This window comes from Photobacterium sp. BZF1, assembly GCF_014349205.1.
In the GTDB taxonomy this organism is placed as follows: domain Bacteria; phylum Pseudomonadota; class Gammaproteobacteria; order Enterobacterales; family Vibrionaceae; genus Photobacterium.
The window spans coordinates 1-20,334 of the sequence record NZ_JACSOF010000120.1 but is presented as its reverse complement, the minus strand read 5'-3'; the positions used below and the strand labels follow the sequence as shown (position 1 = coordinate 20,334).

16 protein-coding genes and 1 pseudogene are annotated in these 20,334 nt (G+C 48.2%); 7 read left to right on the top strand and 10 right to left on the bottom strand.

Annotated elements, in window-relative coordinates:
* The 5 genes and pseudogenes from BIZ37_RS22155 to fdrA form a co-directional block, all read right to left on the bottom strand.
* Positions 1–287 (bottom strand): annotated as a pseudogene (locus tag BIZ37_RS22155) (allantoate amidohydrolase); the annotation flags it as partial.
* Positions 288–387: 100 nt separating this feature from the next.
* Positions 388–1,437 carry an ureidoglycolate dehydrogenase gene (allD, locus tag BIZ37_RS22150; RefSeq protein ID WP_107297319.1) on the bottom strand — a complete coding sequence of 350 codons (1,050 nt, stop codon included), beginning with the start codon at positions 1,435–1,437 and terminating at the stop codon, positions 388–390.
* Between the two features lie 188 nt (positions 1,438–1,625).
* The gene (locus BIZ37_RS22145; protein WP_187463364.1) at positions 1,626–2,438 is read right to left on the bottom strand and encodes a DUF2877 domain-containing protein; all 813 of its coding nucleotides are present in this window, start codon (positions 2,436–2,438) and stop codon (positions 1,626–1,628) included.
* Between the two features lie 39 nt (positions 2,439–2,477).
* On the bottom strand, positions 2,478–3,743 hold the full coding sequence (locus BIZ37_RS22140; protein ID WP_187463363.1) for a DUF1116 domain-containing protein: 1,266 nt from the start codon (positions 3,741–3,743) through the stop codon (positions 2,478–2,480).
* 12 nt (positions 3,744–3,755) lie between these two features.
* Positions 3,756–5,417, bottom strand: a complete 1,662-nt coding sequence (gene fdrA, locus BIZ37_RS22135) for an acyl-CoA synthetase FdrA (RefSeq protein ID WP_187463362.1) — start codon at positions 5,415–5,417, stop codon at positions 3,756–3,758.
* A gap of 360 nt (positions 5,418–5,777) precedes the next feature.
* On the opposite strand from fdrA, the gene allS reads away from it, so the two are divergent.
* Positions 5,778–6,704, top strand: a complete 927-nt coding sequence (gene allS, locus BIZ37_RS22130) for an HTH-type transcriptional activator AllS (protein WP_187463361.1) — start codon at positions 5,778–5,780, stop codon at positions 6,702–6,704.
* On the opposite strand, the gene BIZ37_RS22125 is transcribed toward allS, so the two are convergent.
* A complete protein-coding gene (locus BIZ37_RS22125) occupies positions 6,693–7,634 on the bottom strand; it encodes a carbamate kinase (RefSeq protein ID WP_187463360.1) in 942 nt (313 codons plus the stop codon). The genes allS and BIZ37_RS22125 overlap by 12 nt on opposite strands.
* A gap of 300 nt (positions 7,635–7,934) precedes the next feature.
* On the opposite strand from BIZ37_RS22125, the gene allE reads away from it, so the two are divergent.
* Both allE and BIZ37_RS22115 read left to right on the top strand, forming a co-directional pair.
* Positions 7,935–8,723, top strand: a complete 789-nt coding sequence (gene allE, locus BIZ37_RS22120; protein WP_187463359.1) for a (S)-ureidoglycine aminohydrolase — start codon at positions 7,935–7,937, stop codon at positions 8,721–8,723.
* Positions 8,724–8,991: 268 nt separating this feature from the next.
* Positions 8,992–10,221: an alanine--glyoxylate aminotransferase family protein gene (locus tag BIZ37_RS22115; RefSeq protein ID WP_187463358.1), complete on the top strand. Its 1,230-nt coding sequence runs from the start codon at positions 8,992–8,994 to the stop codon at positions 10,219–10,221.
* 87 nt (positions 10,222–10,308) lie between these two features.
* Here the strand turns inward: BIZ37_RS22115 and BIZ37_RS22110 are convergent, their stop codons facing one another.
* Complete coding sequence (locus BIZ37_RS22110; protein WP_187463357.1) at positions 10,309–10,806, bottom strand: peptidylprolyl isomerase; 498 nt, start codon at positions 10,804–10,806, stop codon at positions 10,309–10,311.
* 72 nt (positions 10,807–10,878) lie between these two features.
* Complete coding sequence (locus BIZ37_RS22105; protein WP_187463356.1) at positions 10,879–11,370, bottom strand: MarR family winged helix-turn-helix transcriptional regulator; 492 nt, start codon at positions 11,368–11,370, stop codon at positions 10,879–10,881.
* 90 nt (positions 11,371–11,460) lie between these two features.
* On the opposite strand from BIZ37_RS22105, the gene BIZ37_RS22100 reads away from it, so the two are divergent.
* On the top strand, positions 11,461–12,666 hold the full coding sequence (locus BIZ37_RS22100; protein WP_187463355.1) for a multidrug effflux MFS transporter: 1,206 nt from the start codon (positions 11,461–11,463) through the stop codon (positions 12,664–12,666).
* A gap of 69 nt (positions 12,667–12,735) precedes the next feature.
* Here BIZ37_RS22100 and BIZ37_RS22095 read toward each other — a convergent pair whose 3' ends face one another.
* Positions 12,736–14,088 (bottom strand): MATE family efflux transporter, encoded by a 1,353-nt coding sequence (locus BIZ37_RS22095; protein WP_187463354.1) that lies wholly within the window; start codon positions 14,086–14,088, stop codon positions 12,736–12,738.
* Positions 14,089–14,303: 215 nt separating this feature from the next.
* On the bottom strand, positions 14,304–15,743 hold the full coding sequence (locus BIZ37_RS22090; protein ID WP_187463353.1) for a sucrose-specific PTS transporter subunit IIBC: 1,440 nt from the start codon (positions 15,741–15,743) through the stop codon (positions 14,304–14,306).
* A 394-nt stretch (positions 15,744–16,137) separates the two neighbouring features.
* On the opposite strand from BIZ37_RS22090, the gene BIZ37_RS22085 reads away from it, so the two are divergent.
* The 3 genes from BIZ37_RS22085 to BIZ37_RS22075 all read left to right on the top strand — a co-directional run.
* Entirely contained in the window at positions 16,138–17,127 is a 990-nt protein-coding gene (locus BIZ37_RS22085) for a LacI family DNA-binding transcriptional regulator (RefSeq protein ID WP_187463352.1), read from the top strand.
* A gap of 163 nt (positions 17,128–17,290) precedes the next feature.
* Positions 17,291–18,937, top strand: a complete 1,647-nt coding sequence (locus BIZ37_RS22080) for a sucrose-6-phosphate hydrolase (RefSeq protein ID WP_187463351.1) — start codon at positions 17,291–17,293, stop codon at positions 18,935–18,937.
* A 280-nt stretch (positions 18,938–19,217) separates the two neighbouring features.
* On the top strand, positions 19,218–20,334 hold a 1,117-nt coding region (locus tag BIZ37_RS22075; protein ID WP_187463350.1), incomplete at its 3' end, for an MFS transporter.

Genomic DNA, 20,334 nt, shown 5'->3' with positions numbered 1-20,334 from the left:
ATACCAAATTGACCATCAAGATTACCGCCGTTAACGACGGTATCTATGTGCGAGCCTGACATAATGACCTGATCAGGGTACTCCATTCCCTCCAAGCGGCCATAAACGTTACCCACATCGTCTGAATAAGCCTGCAAACCACTTTTTTCGAATAGATCCAAGAAAGTATTCTGTGCTGCTAACCACTCTTCGGTATAAAGCAAGCGCGTCATACCAGCTCCTTCCTGATACCCATACTGTGTGATTTTCTTCGAGGTCTCTTCTACCTTACTTTTTAATAGCTCCATCTATTCAATCCTTATATTCTTTCAAGTTTGTGTTTATGACAGGCTGTTTGTATCGATATAGGTATTCTCTTCACTATTTTTATTTTGTTACTGTTTAAAACTATCCATTAAATGCCGATTTATGATCGTAAGAGTTAATGTAGATATGTTCAGAAATCAAATATTGATAAATTTCATCAACAATTTCCACACCATTCTCTTTTGCTCTTTCAGCTTTAGCGTCGCTTCTCTGCCCAGGGTACATCACTTTATCAAAACCCGGTGCTGGGCGAATTCCACTGATGTCCTGCATGGTCTGGGCGATCGCATCGATGAAATACTCTTTGGTGGTGAAAAACTCAGGATTAATAACAATATGTAATTGACCAAGCTCACGCCCTTCGGAAAGGTTTTCATACATTGAGCTAACATTACGGCCAAATGGCAGGCCCAACATCACACCAGACAAAATATCAACCATCATCATCAGGCCATAACCTTTAGGCCCTGCAATAGGCACCAAGGCACGAACTGCATGGGGATCGGTGGTTGAATTACCATCACCGTCTACCGCCCAAGACTCTGGGATCTCTTTGTTACGAGAACGAGCATCCAGTACCTTACCCCACGCCTGAACGGTGGTGGCCATATCAAAGTTAATAGCCTTACCATCAGGACCTGGCGCGGCAAATGCTATCGGGTTCGTGCCGTAATACACCTCACTGCCACCATATGGCACAACCATAGGATCAGACTGGCAAACAGAGATAGCTACGAGCCCTTGTTCGGCCGCTTGTTTGGTGAAATACCCCAAAGCTCCACTGTGACTCATGCGTTTCATACCAACGACTGCCACACCTTTCGCCTTGGCCATATCAATGGCTTTTTCCATCCCCAACTTGGCGATAACATGGCCAGCACCATTGTCCCCATCAAACACTGCGCTACATGGTCCTGTTTCTTCATAGCTAAAGTGTGGTGCGGTATTAATACCACCTTTAGAAATACGCTCGGAGTAATATTCAACGCGGACTGCACCATGAGAATGGACACCACGCGCATCAGCAAAAGCAAGAACGTCAGCAACTATGTCGGCGTGTTCATCAGTTAACCCCGCCAGGGTAAATTTATTTTTCATTAATTGATGAAGCTGAGAGATAGAAAGGTTCATATATTACTCCATACTAAATTCACGATGTCACAGGCCAATAAGGTGTGGCTTTTGCTATCCCATAATAGCCAGTGAAACAATTTATTTTGTGATCCACAAATACCCCAGTTAACTAGAAGATTTTTTCTGTTTATCTTCAAATTATCATTAAAAGGTTTTGTATAGTTTGTGCATCAAACAGCTTGAAGTTACTTGAAGAGGTGATGATAAAGGCTCAAGAATAGCCACATACCCAATAATGTATCGGCACCGGAATAATGGCCATGACTCAAAAAGTGCCCGGCATTGTCATAAAGTGTGTCTGGCGATGAATCAATAACAGCTAATAATGAGTCAGAAAAGAAACCATTTCTCGCCTGACTCAAGTAGCCAGCACTGACTGAAGTCGTCCAGTAGTCTAAATCTAGTGAAGCAGGCAATAACGCCGGCGCCTTTTCCCTAAATTTCGGGATAGAGTAAGCGCAAGCCAGCATCCCCACCAACATATCATCGTGGCTAGGTGTCAAACCCGGCCCTGCACCAATAATGCCCTGCCAATCAGGCTCTCGCCCTTCAAACCAACATTTAAGAGGTTTTAGGACAGGAAAACATGCGCTGATATCGCCAGACTGCACTAAATCGCCTAGTGGACCATATAAACCAGTTTGCGCTTCCTGCAGACAAAGAAACTGAGATAGCAATTCAAATGTGAGCTCTGTTTTGTTTGCTGCTTTTAACCAAAGTCCATTTTTCCCTTTTGCTAAATGGAGTTTATCAATACAGATCCCACTGTCTTGCAATCGCATCTTACTGGCCTTAGGGGCTAATTGGCTAATATGCCTGAATACCGGACCAGAGATAGACCAACCAGAAGGGCTCACCCCTTCTCCAAAGAGGTGAAGGGTCAATACTTTATTATCTTCCGTGAGAAAGTTAATCGCCTTACTTCCGGCACCTGCAAATTGCAAACTACCGGGGATTGAAGGTGCAGTCTCACTGAAAGCTAACGCTTGGTGTACCATAGATGAGCCTCTACCGGTATTAACGACTACGGACAAATGCTATTCAGCTTCTAGACCCAGTTTATCTGCAAGGGCTTCTAGTGCTTTTTCAAAACATGCTAGCGGCGCTCTTACTGTTCCTGCCCCAATTTGGCCAACACCAGGTTCTTTGTGGGCAATACCGGTATTGATAATTGGCGTAATACCTGTCTCTACAACATGGCGGACATCCAGTCCCAAGCATGCACCTTGGAAATTCCATGACGGGATCTGCAACAGCGAATTCTGCTCGACAAAAATCTCTGCCATTTCCTCAGAAACATCCAGCGCAACATCAACACCGCCAACCCCAACAAAGCGGGTCACTCCTGGCGCTGCAACCATTGCTGCCCCGCCAATACCGTAGGTCTCTGTAATTGCACTGTCACCGATATCTTTGTTGGCTTGTTCTTGGGAATAGCCCGTAAAGTACAAACCTTCTGGAGTATTCACCGGAGCAGTAAACCATTGGTCACCCAACCCGCTGACTCGAATACCAAAATCCTTACCGTTGCGGGTCATTGCCGTTACGATTGAGCCGGCTTTAACACTTGCTCCTGCGTCCATCGCACATTTACAGAATGCCATCGCGAGGTTGAGGAAAAACTGATCTGTCACACTCAGGAAGTTGAAGACTCGGGCCAAGACATCCTTGTTCGCATCGACACAAGCGATGCTTGGGGCAATAGTTCTTAACAATAATGACGAGGTGGCAATATTACGTTGGTGGAATTCATCACCCATGGTAATGCCTTGAGCCATGATTGCACCAAGATCTACACCGCCATCGGTATGCGCCAGTGCATCTTTGAGCACCGGCATCAACTCTTCACGCATCCAGTGAAGGCGCTGCTGAACTTCATCACCGTAGGCACCAAAACGCATGACTTTGCCAATGCCTTCGTTGAGGTTACAGTAAGAAAAGTTACCTCCAGCCTTATTTTCTACCACGATAACCGGCATATTAACCGAAGTAATCCCGCCCATCGGGCCTACCGCATTATGGTGATGACAAGGGCTAAACTTCACTTCGCCAGCGTCAAGCATAGCCATAGCTTCAGTATCTGATTTCGCCCACCCTTCATACAAGCAAGCACTAACACAGGCTCCCTGCATTGGGCCGGTCATTTCGTCCCATTGAATATTTGGTCCAGCATGCAACAGGTGCTTACCTTCAGCAAGCCAAGGGATCACTTCGCCAGCTGACGTCACATCCACCCAGAAAGGGCGAGCGGATTTTACTTTGTCTAGCACGGCAGCGTTGGCTTCATTAATCGATGAATACATATGTTTAGTTCCCTATTGCATTTGTTTTAATAGACTGGCCAATTTCGCGTTTCCGCCGGCGATGGGGGCCCACTGATAATGCACGACTGGCGTCGACGCTGACTGTAGGTCGTCGGCAAAACTACGCAGACCTGCATTGACGACCTTAATACCCGTTAACAGTGACGGGCACTCACCCTCGCTTGCCTGCGGTTGCTCTTCGAGCAAGGCTTCTGATAGCAAAACAGCCTCTTCCAGGGTGTTGACGACCAAAACCCCTGCGTCAACCAAAGACTCGATTTGTTTTGACCGTTGCTGGGGATCAGCCTCAGTACCGGTAACAGTTGCGACAACATGCAGTGGGGTTTGCCGTTGCTGCCTGACATTCTCTACCGCTTCGACCACTGCCGCTGCCGGATCAGCAGTTGCGCCATAACCAATAACAACGTCCAGCAGCAACACACCAACCTGCTCGTCGCTGGCGCGCTTTTCAATTTCCAAACTACGAGTGGTGGGATCAATCATTGGGTGCGGGCGGCCAAGGGTGTAGTGGTCGTCACCTAAATCAATAATAAGGTGGCCTTTTGCATCAAGCATAACGCCCTGATGGTGTGCTTCGTCCACCGCCAGGCCAAGTTGTTCTGCAGTCAGCATTGCCGCCTCTGCTGCAAGCGTCCCCCCAGTGTACAGGCCCAGAATATGTTTACTTTCAGCTTGAGGAGAATTTGGCACTAGCTGGCGGACATTGGCCAGCATCACGGTTAACCTTGCTGCATCAGCAATGCTATTGGCAAAAAAGACATTGCCTTCTCGGCTAACGGTCCGGCGAGTCCCCAAGAACAGTGCGACTACCGGCTTGGTCATTGCTTTCATTGCTGCAATAACACTTTGTTCGACCTCAGGCGCTGGCGGTTTAGAGACAAAAGCGACCACTTTGGTATCCGGGTCTTGCTCTATCATATTAAGGGCACTTAAGGCACTGGCCCCACCGACATCCTTTGATAAATCGCGACCACCTAGCCCAATAGCATGGGTGATCCCTTGACCAGCCAAACACACCTGTGAAGCTAGCTCCTGGATCCCTGTACCAGATGCCCCAACAATACTAATAGGGCCAGCTGGCATAACATTGGCAAAGGCTAGAGGCGAGCCCGCAACCATGGCCGTACCACAATCAGGCCCCATTACGAGTAACCCTTTTTCAGCCGCCTTTCCTTTGAGCGCAACTTCAGACTCTACCGGGACGTTATCGGAAAACAGCATAACATTGAGGTTATTATCCAATGCTTCATTGGCAAGATCAGCGGCATATTCACCCGCAACAGAAATCAACGCCAAATTGGCTTCAGGCTGTTTGGCCAGAGCCGTTGGCCAACGGCGGACAACATCAAGCCGCTTGCCTCCTGCAGCAGACTGGGCCACAGACGCCAGCGCGTTATCCAGTTGTTCGGCAATGCCTTGCGACACATCACCAGCATCCGGTGTTGGACGAATAGCGACACAGATATCATTGGGGGTGGCATCATCGAACAGAGGGTGCCATAAACCGGTATTTTCAAGCAGCGATTTATTGGCTGGTGTCCCCATCATCACGGACACCTCTTCGACAGTCTCTCCATTGCTCAATTGCCTTGATATTAACATCAGGCTGACTGAGTCCTGGAAACACCCCTTTTTTAAAAATGCTTGGATCATCTATGACCACCTTTTCATCACATAATCACTGACGGTGGGTAAGCGCTTTATTGCAACCGCAAACCCTGTCTTTATTTCAAGATTAAGTCAGCCGAAACAACAAAATATTGAGCAGTATCACACCCAAATTATTGTTTTAATATTTTGAAAAATAACCCAATCATCGTTCAATCAATATTGATTAAACAGGTTTGATGGGCGTTGTCTACCAAGAAAAATTTTCTAATAAAGCGGTTATTTTAAAAAAGCACTTGGTTACAGTTCTCCTAATACATCCTTATTAATATTCGACCCTGCTTCAGGTTTTTATGGCACAATTGATTTATATAAGAGTGGAAACGATTAACCCAAGGGATCGACATGCTAGACAGGGAAACCATCCGGTCATTTATGAAAGTGGCAGAACATGCCAATTTTTCCAAAGCCGCAGAAGAACTCCATAAAACACCGGCTGCCATCAGTTATCGGATCAAGGTACTAGAAGATGCTGTCGATACGCAGCTTTTTACCCGTACGACTCGTAGTGTCAACCTGACACAAGCAGGTGAACACCTTTTGAGCCAATGCCAAAAATGGCTCGACTGGATGGAGAGTATGCCCGATGAGCTGCGTCAGATAGCTGATGGGGTCGAGCGCTCAATAAACATTGTTATTAATAACTTATTGTTTGACCAAGAATCAGTCTCTAAGCTGACCCTTGCCCTTCATGAGGCCTTCCCTTTCACCCAGATCAATATCTCAAATGCTGTTTATATGGGGGTTTGGGATGATTTGCTCAACAATGATTACCACTTAGCGATCGGTGTACCCGGGCTCGACACCATAGATAACACGGTGGAGCTACAACCACTGGGCAAACTAAGCTGGAGCTTTACCATCACCCCCAATCACCCGCTGGCAACACTCAAGCCGCCACTAAAGGAATCACAGTTAAGGCATCACCCTGCTATTAACATTGAAGATACCTCGCAGCATATCAACAAGCGTACAGCCTGGCTTCTACGTGACCAAAAAGAGATTAAAGTGCCGGATCTCGCAACCAAGGTCGCTTGCCACATCAATGGTGCTGGCATTGGCTTTTTGCCGAAAAACTTGGCCAAACCTTTGATTGATGCAGGAAAGCTCATTGAGAGAGAAGTACAGTGGAGCCGGACCCCATCACCGCTTTCTATTGGCTGGCGACAGGATTCCAGAGGTGAAGTGACCCAGTGGATTATCGACCTATTTACTAACAACGACCCGATAATCCAGGGTTTCTTAAAAAATATTGATCAATCACACCGCTAATGCTTCGGCAGGGGCATGTGTACAGGCAGGCCTGATACATGTGCCTTTTTCTCCAACCAATATTTTCTCGACGTCCTGAAGGGCACCAATAAATGCCACTTGGCCTGTACGCTCAACGAACTGAATAACCGCCTCGGCTTTAGGGCCCATAGCGCCATCTGGGGTAGCAAACGGACGCAATTGGCTGATCGTCACATCTCGCAATGCTTTTTGCTGTGGGGTGCCCCAGTGCTGATAAACGGCATCGGCATCAGTTAGGATCATCAGGTGATCTGCCCCTATTTGCTCCGCTAGCATTGCTGCAACCAGATCTTTATCAATAACAGCTTCAACACCTTTGTAGCCGTTTTGGTTATAGACAACTGGCATCCCACCGCCGCCGCCGCACACAACGGTATTACCCTGCTCTAGTAAGCTAACGACAGTACTTGCCTCAAGTACTTGGATCGGCTTCGGTGATGCCACAACCCGGCGAACATACTGGCCATCTTGCTTCATCTGCCAGCCATACTGTCTCTCAAGTTCTGCTTGTTGATCAGGTGAGTAAACAGGACCGATATACTTGGTAGGTTCAGCAAAAGCCGGATCATTGCCTGACACTTCAACCCGAGTAAGTAAACAAGACACATCTTGCATGCCCTCTGCAGTCAGGGCTTCCATCAGCATGTACCCCAACATGCCTTGGGTTTGGGCAACCAAATTATCCAACGGATAGGCGGGCACGGCATCATAGGCTGCATTTTGCAAAGCCAACAAGCCAACCTGAGGTCCGTTCCCGTGCACCAAGGTGATGTCGTAATCCGATTCAATACTTTTTATCAAAGCCGCAACCATATTGATATTACGCTGCTGGTTTTCTGCTGATAACACCTCACCTCGTTTAAGCATTGCATTACCACCTAAAGCTATCACAATTCGTTTCTTTTCCATCGCTCACCCACTTTATCTTTTTTGGTAATTAATATCTGACTACGCATCAACCTATATAAATAAAGTATTAATGGTTTATTTAACTGTCCAGAAAAAAGCCATTTATTCATGCTTTATAAAACAAATTTAATTAATTTATCAGCCAGCATAAAATTAAACCTTTCAGTTATTATTGGTGTACTTAGATCACACTTTTATTGCCGTAGTTGGATACTATTTACCTGTCAACAACACAGCTTACTGTTAACCGGGTCCACTCCTTCCGGGCCCGTTTTTTTTAGCTTCTGTTCGAGGAAAATCATGGGATATTTAAACAATAATACGGGATATGCGAACGATCTTTTGGCTACCCGAGCCGTGATTAAAAAAAATAATTTTGCTATTTTACCACCGGATGGATTGGTAAAAAATGTTGTACCTGGCTTTGAAAACTGCGATCTGACAATCCTTTCCTCACCACAACTCGGGGCAACCTTTGTTGACTACCTGATCACCCTACATGACGGGGGAAACAACCGCGCAGGTTTTGGCGGCGAAGAGATTGAAACTTTTTTCTATGTAATCTCTGGTCAAGTGACGGTCGAGGCTGATGGACAACGTCATTCACTCACCGCTGGAGGCTATCTCTATTGCCCACCAGGAACATTACTAAAGTTAGAGAACAATAACCAAGGTAAAGACAGCCAAGGGTTCCTTTACAAGCGCAAGTACCAGCCGATTTCAGGCTACCAGCCCCATTTGGTCGTCAGTCACCGCGATAAGCTTGAGAAAGTACATTACGAAGGAATGGAAAATGTGATTGTTGAAGATCTGCTTCCCAAAGATCTGGGCTTTGACATGAATTTCCATGTCCTAACTTTTTCTCCTGGGGCGAGCCATGGCTATATCGAAACCCATGTCCAGGAGCATGGTGCCTACATTCTCAGTGGTGAGGGTGTCTATAACCTTGATAATAACTGGATACCGGTAAAAAAAGGTGACTACCTGTTTATGGCAGCGTATGTCCCACAGGCCTGTTACGCAACTGGCCGAGGTGAGCCGCTAAGCTACATTTACTCTAAAGACTGTAACCGTGATATTGCCTTGTAATTATCTTTCGTGACCATTGATTAAATAAATCACGTCTCTAGGAAGCGCAGAAATCCTCTCTCCGCTTCCTTTTTTTAATCTCTAATTTTTAATCTTGATTTGATTATCAAAAGTTTTTATAAAAATACCAGATTTCCACTTTAATCAATGACGCCTCAATGGTAATCCTTATATTCTCAATCCATGTGCCGCAATAATTGTGAACAGAGAACAAGCTTTGGGCCTGTCACAGTGGAAGCAAATTATAATTTCTAGGAGTTCACAATCGATGACGACTAACTACGATCTTTTTGAAACCCTGAATCCGCCCCAGCGTCTTCTGATGGGGCCAGGTCCAATCAATGCCTACCCAAGGGTTCATCAGGCTATCTCTAGCCAGCTGATTGGCCAGTACGATCCTGTCATGACTGAGTATATGCGCCAGACCCAGCAGCTGTACCGTCAGGTTTTCCACACCCAAAACCCAGAAACCCTGTTGATTGACGGCACGGCAAGGGCCGGTATTGAGGCAGTGCTAGTTTCAATCCTCCAGCCGGGAGACAAAGTCTTGATTCCGGTTATTGGTCGCTTCGGCCATCTACTTAGTGAAATAGCCCATCGTACAGGGGCTAAAATCACCACGATTGATGTTGAGTGGGGTAAGGTGTGTGATCCCCAGCAAGTGGAGGACGCTATCAAACGTGACAAACCAAAACTCGTTGCCACTGTTCAAGGTGATACCTCCACCACCATGAACCAGCCACTGGCAGAGATTGGTGAGATCTGTAAGCGTCATGGTGTGCTCTATTACTGTGATGCAACAGCGTCAGTAGCCGGTAATGAACTGTTGGTTGACGACTGGCACCTTGATGCTGTCTCAGTAGGCCTGCAAAAATGTCTTGGTGGCCCTTCTGGCAGTGCACCACTGACCCTAAGCCCTCAATTTGTCGAGCAAATCAACCGTCGTAAACATGTTGAAAAAGGTATCCGCGCACAACACCATGTCGATGGTGAAGAGGCGATGATCCAGTCCAACTATTTTGACCTGCCTATGATCCTCGATTACTGGGGAGAAGAGAGGCTGAACCACCATACCGAAGCCACTTCAATGTTATATGCGGCAAGGGAATGTGCTCGAATCTTCCTAGAGCAAGGCCCAGCTAATGTGATTGCCCGACACAAGCAAGCCGGTGATGCGATGGCCGCAGGGCTTGAAGCTATGGGACTCAAACTATTTGGTGACAGGGATTACAAGATGAACAATGTTGTGGGCGTCTATATCCCTGATACTGTCGACGGAGAGCTGATCCGCCAAGAGCTACTAACACGTTTTGGTATTGAAATCGGCACTTCGTTCGGCCCACTGCAAGGCAAAATCTGGCGCATCGGTACTATGGGGTACAACGCCCGCCAAGAAGCGGTTCTGCAGACGCTGGCTGCACTTGAAGCTGTGTTGTTGAAACACAAAGCCAAAATTCATGTTGGCGAATCCGTTGCAACAGCGATGAAGTATTACTGATCTCAGTAGGCTCAATTACCCTGTTATAATCACAAAAGCCACCTTCATCTCAGGTGGCTTTCTTCTAGCATCACGCTTGAGATAGGATTATGACTCCTTGATAGTCACTTTCTCGATAATGATGTCATCCAGTGGCACATCTTCATGACCGAAGCGGGTCATGGTCAACGTTTTGCCGATATTGTTAACCACCATCATACCCGCAGTGACCTTACCGAATACCGCATAGCCCCAACCTTGGTTGGTCGTCGCGGTGAAATCGAGGAAGTCGTTATCTTCTAGATTGATGAAAAACTGCGATGTTGCCGAGTGCGGCGCATCGGTACGGGCCATGGCAATGGTGCCAACTTTGTTCTTAAGGCCACGGTTGGCTTCGTTAACAATCGGGTCGCGAGTTGGCTTCTCTTTCATACCCGGAATGTGGCCACCACCTTGAATCATGAAGCCATCAATAACACGGTGGAAAATCGTGCCCTCGTAGAATCCATCCTTGCAGTATTGCAGGAAGTTCTTTGAGCTCACCGGCGCTTTATCAAAATCCAGTTCAATTTCGATATCGCCAAAATTTGTCGTCAGAATAATCATAATCTTGTCTTAGCTAGATGTGCGTTGCGGGCAGTATACAAAGCTTAGAAGATACCGCAAACACAAACCAAGCTACTCCCAAGCAGACAGCATCTTTTCCAGCAACCCATCAAGCTGTTGTTTCTCTTCCTGGCTGAGAACATTGAGGCGTTGCTGATCAACAAGATGTAACTCCTGAATGATGCCATCTATTAATACTCGGCCAGCTTCGGTGAGCTGGACCAACTTACTGCGCTTGTCCTCCGGGTTATCTACTCGTTCGACCAACCCTGCCGTTGTCACCCGCGCTAATACTTTGGTTAATCCCCCCGAGCTCAGCAGCATCGAGCTATAAAGTTCGGTTGGTGAGAGACAGAATGGCTCACCAGCCCTTCTCAAGGTGGTCAACACACCAAAATCGGCATGCTGAAGTGCATGCTGGCTAATCACTTTTTCCAAATCTTGCTGAAAGTAGTCGTGAAGGCGGTGGATCCGCAGCTTCGGCGGCGAATATTTCTCGAATGACTCTGGCCAGTTTTGTTCGATGTTTTTCAATATGTTGGCGATAGTTTCTTGTTTTGCCATCGGCTCTCTCCTTCCTAACCCGTCAAATATATCTTGCTGGAAAGACAAATGCTAGATATTATCTTTCCAGAAAGATAAATAAGAGGCTCTATGAATAAACACATTCCCACTTCCTTGTTGCTATTGCTTGCCGCCGTTTTTGCCCTTTCACCTTTTGCGATTGATAGCTATCTACCGGCGATCCCTATCATTGCCGGCGATCTTGGCGTAAACACCTCGCTGGTAGCCGTTACTGTCAGTATCTATGTCCTCGGAATGGCTATCGGTCAGCTGATCGGTGGGCCTCTGTCTGATAAGTTGGGCCGTAAACCAACCATGGTGGCCGGTTTGTTGCTCTTTGCTGCCGGCAGTTTCATGATGGCGGGTGTGGAGTCGTTGGAAATGCTATGGGCATGGCGAGTAGTACAAGCGCTAGGCGGCGGTATTGCTGTTGTCGGTGTGCCTGCTACCATCCGGGACAACGCTGTTGGCAAAGAAGCCGCCCGGTTGTTTTCTCTCATTGCGCTGATCATGATGCTGGCCCCTTCTCTTGCGCCGACGGTCGGTACTTTGATCCTTCGTACTCAGAGCTGGCACTGGATTTTCTATCTGCTCTGTTTCCTTTCAACGATGGTGGCACTGAATGCCATGGTGGTGATGCCAAAAGCGAAACCGGCGAAAAAGGAGAAAGGATCAGGTGGATACCTCTCCGTCATTAAAGAGCGTCGGGCGTTAGGGTATCTGGTGGCCCAGGCATTCGGCTACGCGGTACTGATGACTTTCATTACCAGTGCGCCTTTGGCCTATATCGAACATTTCGGCGTGTCTGCCGAGCTATTCTCCGGGCTTTTTATTGCTAATGTCATCGGTATCGTGATTATCAACCGAACCAACACCTTTCTGTTGCGAACCTATGAGCCGTCTACTTTGCTCAAAGTTTTCCTGAGCCTGCAACTTGTCGGTGGCGTGGTATTAATCACTAGCCATCTCATTGCACCTGAAAGTTTGTGGTTTATCGTGCCCGGCTTCGTCATTTCCATTGCGGCAAATGGCGGCATTATGGCCAACTCAAGCGCTTGCTTCATGCGCTATTACGGTAAGAATGCAGGTGTTGCTTCAGCACTTCTGGGTGCGGTTCAATATGGTGTCGGTGCCGGTGTCAGTGCCTTGGCGGCAATGCTAGGCGGCGTGTCGCTGTGGCCGATGATTATCGCGATGGTCACCTCAACCGTCATTGCGTTAACGGGAGCGGTGATCGGGGCTCGTATGGAATCTGACGAAAGTGACAATGCAGAGCAAATAGCTCAAGCATCGTAAACCTCTGACAGTGAAAAGGCTGCTATTCACATGCAGCCTTTTTAAGATGTAATAGGTGTCAACGCCTAGCTATGCCAATTCGACCAAATACCGGCCGCGTTGGATCCGCAAATAGCTGAACAAGGTTTTCAGTACTTCTTCTATCAACATGGCGACCAATACCCAGTAGATCCCCAAGCCAAGGACAAAGGTAAAGAAAAAGGCTAACGGCAAGCCGACTCCCCAAAGACACCAAGTATCTTGCTTGAGGCAATAGTTCACATCCCCGGCAGCGCGGAGTACACCGCAAACCAAAGTAATGGTCAACGCCTTAAGGATCAGAAAGACCACCAATAGCGGTAAGAGTTGATTCAACTGTTCAAAATGCTCAGCGGTAAAACTGGTAAACACGCTTTGGCTGTTTGGCAGGCCAACAACAGCGACCAATGCAGTCATCACCCCCACACCAAGTGCAATATAGGTGCTGTAACGAGACAATTGCCTAACAGCTTCGGCATTCTTGTTACCAATTGCATTGCCGATCAATACCGCAATCCCCATTGCAAAGCCCATAATGACAAAATTGGCGGTCATCTCAATGGTTGAAATCAGGCTAAATACCGCCAAATCATCCGTTGAAATTTTACCGACCATCGCGTGATAGCCAAAGACCCCAGCAGAGAACACCACACTGTTAATCACTATCGGCAACGCCAACTTGCACACCGGCGCCAACACCGCAACCTGGCAGGCTGACTTAATAGTCTGCCATGTCGCCAGCAACCAGCGTTGGCGTTTATGGGTATATGCTAGCACGAGGAGCATTTCAGCAAAGGTGCTTACAGTTGTTGCAATCGCCGCCCCTTTTAGTCCCATCGCGGGGATCCCTGCAAAACCGAATATCAGTATTTTATTGAGCATGATATTGGCCGCGAACCCAATGGCTGCAATAAACAAAATGGGAGTTGTGACATGAATGGAACGCAACAACGTCGAGACGCACAATGTGGTTGTCATCGCCAAACTGCTAATCGCAACAATACGAAGGTAATCCGACGTCGCAGCAATGAGTTGCGGGTCGCTACTCCCCAACTTAACCACCAAGTGAGGGAAAGATAGAGCTAAGGTCAAAGCAAAGCTGATCAGCAAAGTCAGTAGAGCCGAACTGCCTGACAATTGTCGCAATTTTTCCCTGTTATTGGCGCCAAAGTACTGGGCCCCCAATATACCCACCGCAGTAGCCAATCCGATAGATACAATAGTGGCGATATTAAAGATACGTGCGGCCAACCCTGCCGCGGCAACATCTTGCGGACTAAGTTGGGCCAGCATGGTGACATCAACCAACTGACGGGACGCCACCAGCAATGTTTGCAGCGCAACCGGGATAGCAATCGGCAATGATTTGGTGAGAGTCGATTTTAAGGTGTATGTATGATTCATGGATAACGACACAAAAAAGCCAGAGGTTCCCCTCTGGCAGACACAATGGCGCCGATTCTAATTACGCTACATGTTGAATTGATGACGGTATGTTGATCATTTTGACCGCAAAACAAATAAAACCGAAAAACCGAGCCCTGCTTGCTATGGCCTTCACGCAAAAAGGGTGGGCTTTTCAGCCCACCCTTTTAGTCATTCAATTTTACTGTTTTATATTAGGCCGTTACCGCCTTGTGCGTTGCTTTCTTTTGCTTCAAACCAAATAGCACTGTCAAGCTGAAGGCAACACCGAAGGATATCAACATACCTACGATGTAATACATCACCGAGTTCGGGTCGATAGAAATAATGCCCGGCAAACCTGCCGCACCCAATGCCGTTGCTTTTACCTTGAACAGGGTAATGAAAGCACTTGCGATAGCCGCACCAATAATCGCAGCAATAAACGGGTAGCGGTATTTCAGGTTCACACCGAACATGGCAGGCTCGGTAATACCCAGCAGTGCTGTCACACCCGACGGCATCGCAATCCCCTTGGCTTTGTTGTCTTTAGTCGTCAAGCCAAATGCCAGACAAGCTGCGCCTTGTGCCACGTTGGACATTGCCGCAATTGGGAAGATGAAAGTACCGCCTGTTACCGCAATATCAGCAAGCAACTGGGTTTCAAACGCGATAAAGCTGTGGTGCATACCGGTAATAACGAACGGCGAGTAGACCAGACCGAACAGGCCCCCACCAATAAAGCCAGCAGACTCATACAGCCAGTTAAGACCATCGCCAAGTAGGAAACCCGCATCGCGAGTAATAGGACCAACAAGCGTAAAGGTCAGGAATCCAGTGATAAATATCGCCAGCATCGGGGTCAACAAGTTATCCAATACCGACGGGATCACTTTGCGCAGGCCATTTTCAACCTTGGCAAGAATGAAAGCCGATACCAGAACCGGCAGTACCGAGCCTTGGTAACCCACCTTCTGGATTTCAAAACCAAAGATGTTCCATACCGGGATGTTGCCGCTAACACTAGCCCCGCCGAAGCCCCAGCCATTCAGGAGATCAGGGTGAACCATCAGCATACCTAGGGCAGCGCCGAGGAAAGGGTTACCGCCAAACTTCTTAGATGCCGAGAATGCCAGCAAAACAGGGAGGTAAACAAATGGGGCGTTGGCAAACGTGTTAATCATCGACGCCAGATCAGACATTCCCGGGTAGGCTTCAATCAAAGACTGGCCATCAATAAACAGACCTTGTGCCGTCAACAGGTTGAAGATACCCATCAACAGACCACCCGCGACAATCGCCGGAATGATCGGCACAAAAATATCAGATAGCCCCTTCACTGCACGCTGAACCACGTTCTGCTTCTGCGCACCGGCTGAAGCCACGTCTTTAGTCGACATCTCTGTCTGGCCGGTCTCTGCAGTCATCGCCGCATACACTTGGTTAACGATACCCGAGCCAAAGATCACCTGGATTTGACCAGCCACCTGAAACTGACCCTTAACCCCTTCGATATCATCAATTGCTTTCAAGTCGGCTTTGCTCTCATCGTGCAAGGCCAAACGCAAACGTGTTGCACAGTGTGCTGCCGCTGCAATGTTGTCTTTTCCACCAAGCTTTTCAATAAGTTGCTTGGCAATCACCGGAAAGTCCATCTTTCTACCCCCGTCGCGAATACTCTTCACGCTCAGAAATTTAAATTCCACCCCAGCATGTCTGCTGATTATGGGTACATGTTATTAAAATCATTGCCCTTCCCGGTAAGTCATAAAGTGCGCCATAAGGCCTAGCAGGTGTTGGGACTGCTCACATTGCCAACTTACGGTTTAAACCTTTTGGTTTATTTTCGGGAACGTTACCGAAATAGTTTTCACGATCGAGTAAGCTGGCGTCAAGCTTTGCTTTGCTGACTGTGAGAGGGATCGATGAATATGGCTATCCAGCACGATCAAATGTGATCAAGCTCACTCTAAAGGGCTTATCCAAAGCACAGAGATTGCAATGCATCCCTAATTTACTGGATCATCATGGGTAACCAAGGAGTTATGTATGGCAAGCCTACACGATGTAGCCCGACTTGCCGGGGTATCGAAATCAACGGTTTCCCGGGTGATCAACGACGAATATGGCGTTAAAGAAGCGACCAAAGTCAAAGTAAAACGCGCAATTGAAGAGTGCGGCTACGTTGTTAACCAAGTAGCAAAAGACTTAAAGTCCAATAAAACCAATCTGATAGGAATCATCGTTCCACGTGTCGCCTCCAATGCCACGTCACAGGGGGTCGATGGACTAAGCGAGATCTTCGAACAGGCTGGCAAGCAGGTATTGCTCGCCAACAGCCGTTTGCAGGCAGGCAAGGAGTTGCAATATATCGAGCTATTCAACCAAAAGCGGGTTGAAGGTATCGTGATGTTTGCCACTCATATCGATGATGAGCTGGTCACTGCTATCAAGCGCTCCAAGGCACCGGTGGTTCTGATCGGCCAGGATGGTTCGAGTTTCAATATCCCCAGTGTCATCCACGATGACTACCGGGTCGGCTATTGTGCCGGCGAGTTCCTCTCCCAAGCAGGCTGTAAGCATGTTGGCTTCCTCGGGGTACAAAGCGATGATATCGCTGTTGACCAGCAACGCTTTGATGGCTTCTCGACGGCCCTCAAACATTTGGCAGCCAAGCCAGCCAAGTTCCATAGCCAAGGGCAATTTTCAATTGCTTCTGGCCGTCAGGAGATGACTGATATTTTATCAAGTAATCAACAAGTTGATGGTGTTTTTTGTGCTACCGACCGAATTGCAATCGGTGCGATGCAAGCTATCACTGCCGCAGGTCTGGTGCCCGGAAAAGATATCAAGGTGATCGGCGTCGGTAATGACGAAATGGCTGCAGTCGTCTCTCCTAGTCTTTCTACTTTTGCCTACGGCTTCGAACCTGCGGGTAACAATGCTGCCAAAATGCTGCTGGAAATCATTGAACAGGGCCGCAGCCAAGTCTCCAAACTGGTACTGGGCTTTGACTGGGTACCTCGCGAAAGCGCCTAAACACCTTCCTTCGTTTTCCTGCCTCAAAAAGCGATCAAACGCACAGTTTTCTTCATAAAGGGGAGTAATTTCACAACTCCCCTTGCCTTAAATGCTGCCTTTTATGTATTTTTGGAACGTTCCCGAAATTCAACAAGCAAATTCAGCTTAAGGTCTCGCATCCATGACTCTGACAGATATCCTTGCTGCCTGCGGCGGTTCCAATAATCTCTTGCGCGCCCTGCGTGTCGAGCAACAGGTGATTCTGGAGCTAAAGAACCCGGAGCTCCGTTCAGACCTTGCACGAGTAATGCCTTTTCACAGCAACCTCAATCAAATTTCTTGGACGCCGGAAACACCGTTGAGCAACGCAGACTGGGATAGACTTGGCCGAATCATCGAGCAAAACCAGCGCCAACAGCTGGTGAATGTCAGTGAAACGACCGAATCGCAACACCGTCCTGTGTGGCACATTGCCCCACCACAGGGCTTACTCAACGATCCTAACGGCTTCACCTATCACAATGGTGAATACCACCTGTTCTACCAACTCTACCCGTTTGGTTGTGTCCACAAAGACAAGTACTGGGCTCATGTCACCAGTACCGATCTTGTTAACTGGCAAAGCCAGCCAATGGCCCTGTTCCCATCTGACTGGTTCGACAGTCACGGCGTTTTCTCCGGCCATGCTGTCAGTACCGAAGAAGAGTTGATGCTGTTCTACACCGGTAATGTCCGTATCGGCGAACAACGTGACCGTATTACCACTCAATGCCTTGCGACCTCGAAAGATGGAATTCATTTCACCAAGCACGGCCCGGTGATCGACAGCCTGCCGCCATCGGTCACGCCGCACTGCCGCGATCCGAAACTGGTCAAAAATGGCGATCATTGGTTGATGCTGTTGGGGGCCCAACAAGAAACAGCCGACAAACAACTGCTTGGCCGCTTGGCGATTTACCGTTCGACCGATTTACGCCAATGGGAGTTTGTCTCACTGGCCGGCGATGAGCTAAATGACTTCGGTTACATGTGGGAATGCCCTGATCTATTTGAGCTTGGTGAGCAACGGGTCGCGATTATCTGCCCGCAAGGTATTGAAGCAAAGAGCAAGCACCATAACATCCCACACCATAATGGCTACCTGCAGGCTACGTTGAATGACAACGACCAGCTTGGCCTATCAGAATTCAGAACGCTCGATTACGGCTTTGACTTCTATGCACCGCAATCGACCGAAGCACCGGGCGGCCGTCGCTTGATGGTGGGTTGGATGGGGTTGCCCGATGAAATCGACCAGCCAAGTGTTGCAGATCAGTGGGTCCACCAGCTTACTTGCTTGAGGGAACTATCTTGGCAAAACGGTAAGCTTTACCAACAACCAGCCCGTGAGCTGCAACAACTTCGTGGTGAAATGCAGCGCTTTGAGCTCAGCACGAGTAAGGGCGGTTGTCCGGTAAATCTCGGCAGCAAGAGCTTTGAGCTACAGACCACCCTACCTTGGCCATCGACTGGACAAACGACGCTCCGCGTCATGGATAATGGCAACGAATACTGTGACATCATCCTTGATGCCGATCAGCAGATGATCCGCTTAGATCGCACCCATGCCCAGCCAACGGATGGTGAAACGATCCGAGAGCTTCCTTGGCTTGAGCAACGTGATGTCGAAATGCAGCTCCTTACTGACAACTCATCGCTGGAGATCTTTATCAACCAGGGCGAGTATGTCATGACAGCACGTGTATTTACCGCTCAAGATGCTACCGGCTTGCGCCTGATCGGCAACGAACTGACCTCTATTGAGGTTAAGGCTTGGTTGCTAGGCTAAGCTCTGAACTGTTCCCCCTATATCATGGTTACCTGCTGAGTGTTCTCAGCGCTTCTGAAGGTAGCCATGATTCCATACAGCACCAATTCACTTACCTTCTCTGCTCTCCTCCCTCAGCCCTTGTCCGCAACGTAATTGCTTTGTCTGTAGAGTGCATCCGTTGAGTCGATAAGATTTCAACCACAATTATTTCCACTATTCTAGAATAATAAATGGTTAATATTTATCCGCTACCCTTATCGAGTGAATTAACCCCGTCGCTTTTTCATTCAGGACTACCATGACTTACGCCACTATCCTGCTCGCCACAGCACAAACCTTACTATGGGCTAGTTTGTACTACCTTTTCCCCGCCACCTTGCTGGAATGGGAAACTCAATTTGCCTGGAACCGCTCTGATCTCACCTTGGCTTTTACCCTCGGCATTGCCGTATCAGCAATCTTCTCCCCTCTAGCAGGCAGACTTATTGACCGAGGTCATGGGCCGTTGATGCTTACCGTATGTTCTTTTATCGGCGGCGCTCTGCTGTGGTCAATGAGCCATGTCACAACCCTGACGGGCTTCTATTTGCTATGGCTTGGTATCGGTGTCGCGATGGCTGGGTGTCTCTACGAGCCCTGCTTTGCCTTTCTCATCCGTTACCGCCTCGGTAACGCCAAACAAGCTATTACCGTCATCACTTTAGTCGCCGGTTTTGCCAGCACAATTTGTTTTCCTGCCACCCACTACTTACTGACGCATTATGGCTTGCCGACTGCTATCAATGCTGCCGCTTCAACGGTCATCTTCATCGCTGTTCCGATGGTCTATCTCAGTTGCCGCTATATTCAGGCCCATAGTGACAGACAGCCAATAACACGCGACGCGAAACCGCAACACGCCCCCTCTCGTTATCAATTTCTCAATAATAGAAAGTTCTGGTTGCTCGCGACCAGTTTCTCGTTGCTAGGGTTAACCCATGGCGTGGTGATTAGCCATTTACTGCCTATTTTCGATGAACGTGCAGTGCCTGCCGCCACCGCGATTCTCATTGCCTCTCTGCTCGGCCCGATGCAAGTACTGGGAAGAATTGTGTCAATCTTCGCTGACCGGCGCCTTAATTTAATCACCATGACACTGTGCTGTTTTATCGGTATCAATATTGCCCTTAGCCTTTTCCTCATTGCAGGCGATCAATTTTGGTTATTGGTAGGGTTTGTGTTGTTCCAAGGCGGCAGCTATGGCGTTATCAGCATCATGAAGCCGATGGTGACGCGTGAACTCATGGGCGATAGCAATTTCGGGGTTATTTCAGGTTCATTGGCCCTGCCTTACTTGCTGTGTTCTGCCTTCGCGCCATATATCGGCTCGTTGATTTGGCAGCAGGGTGATTATGATACGGTATTGGCGGTCATGC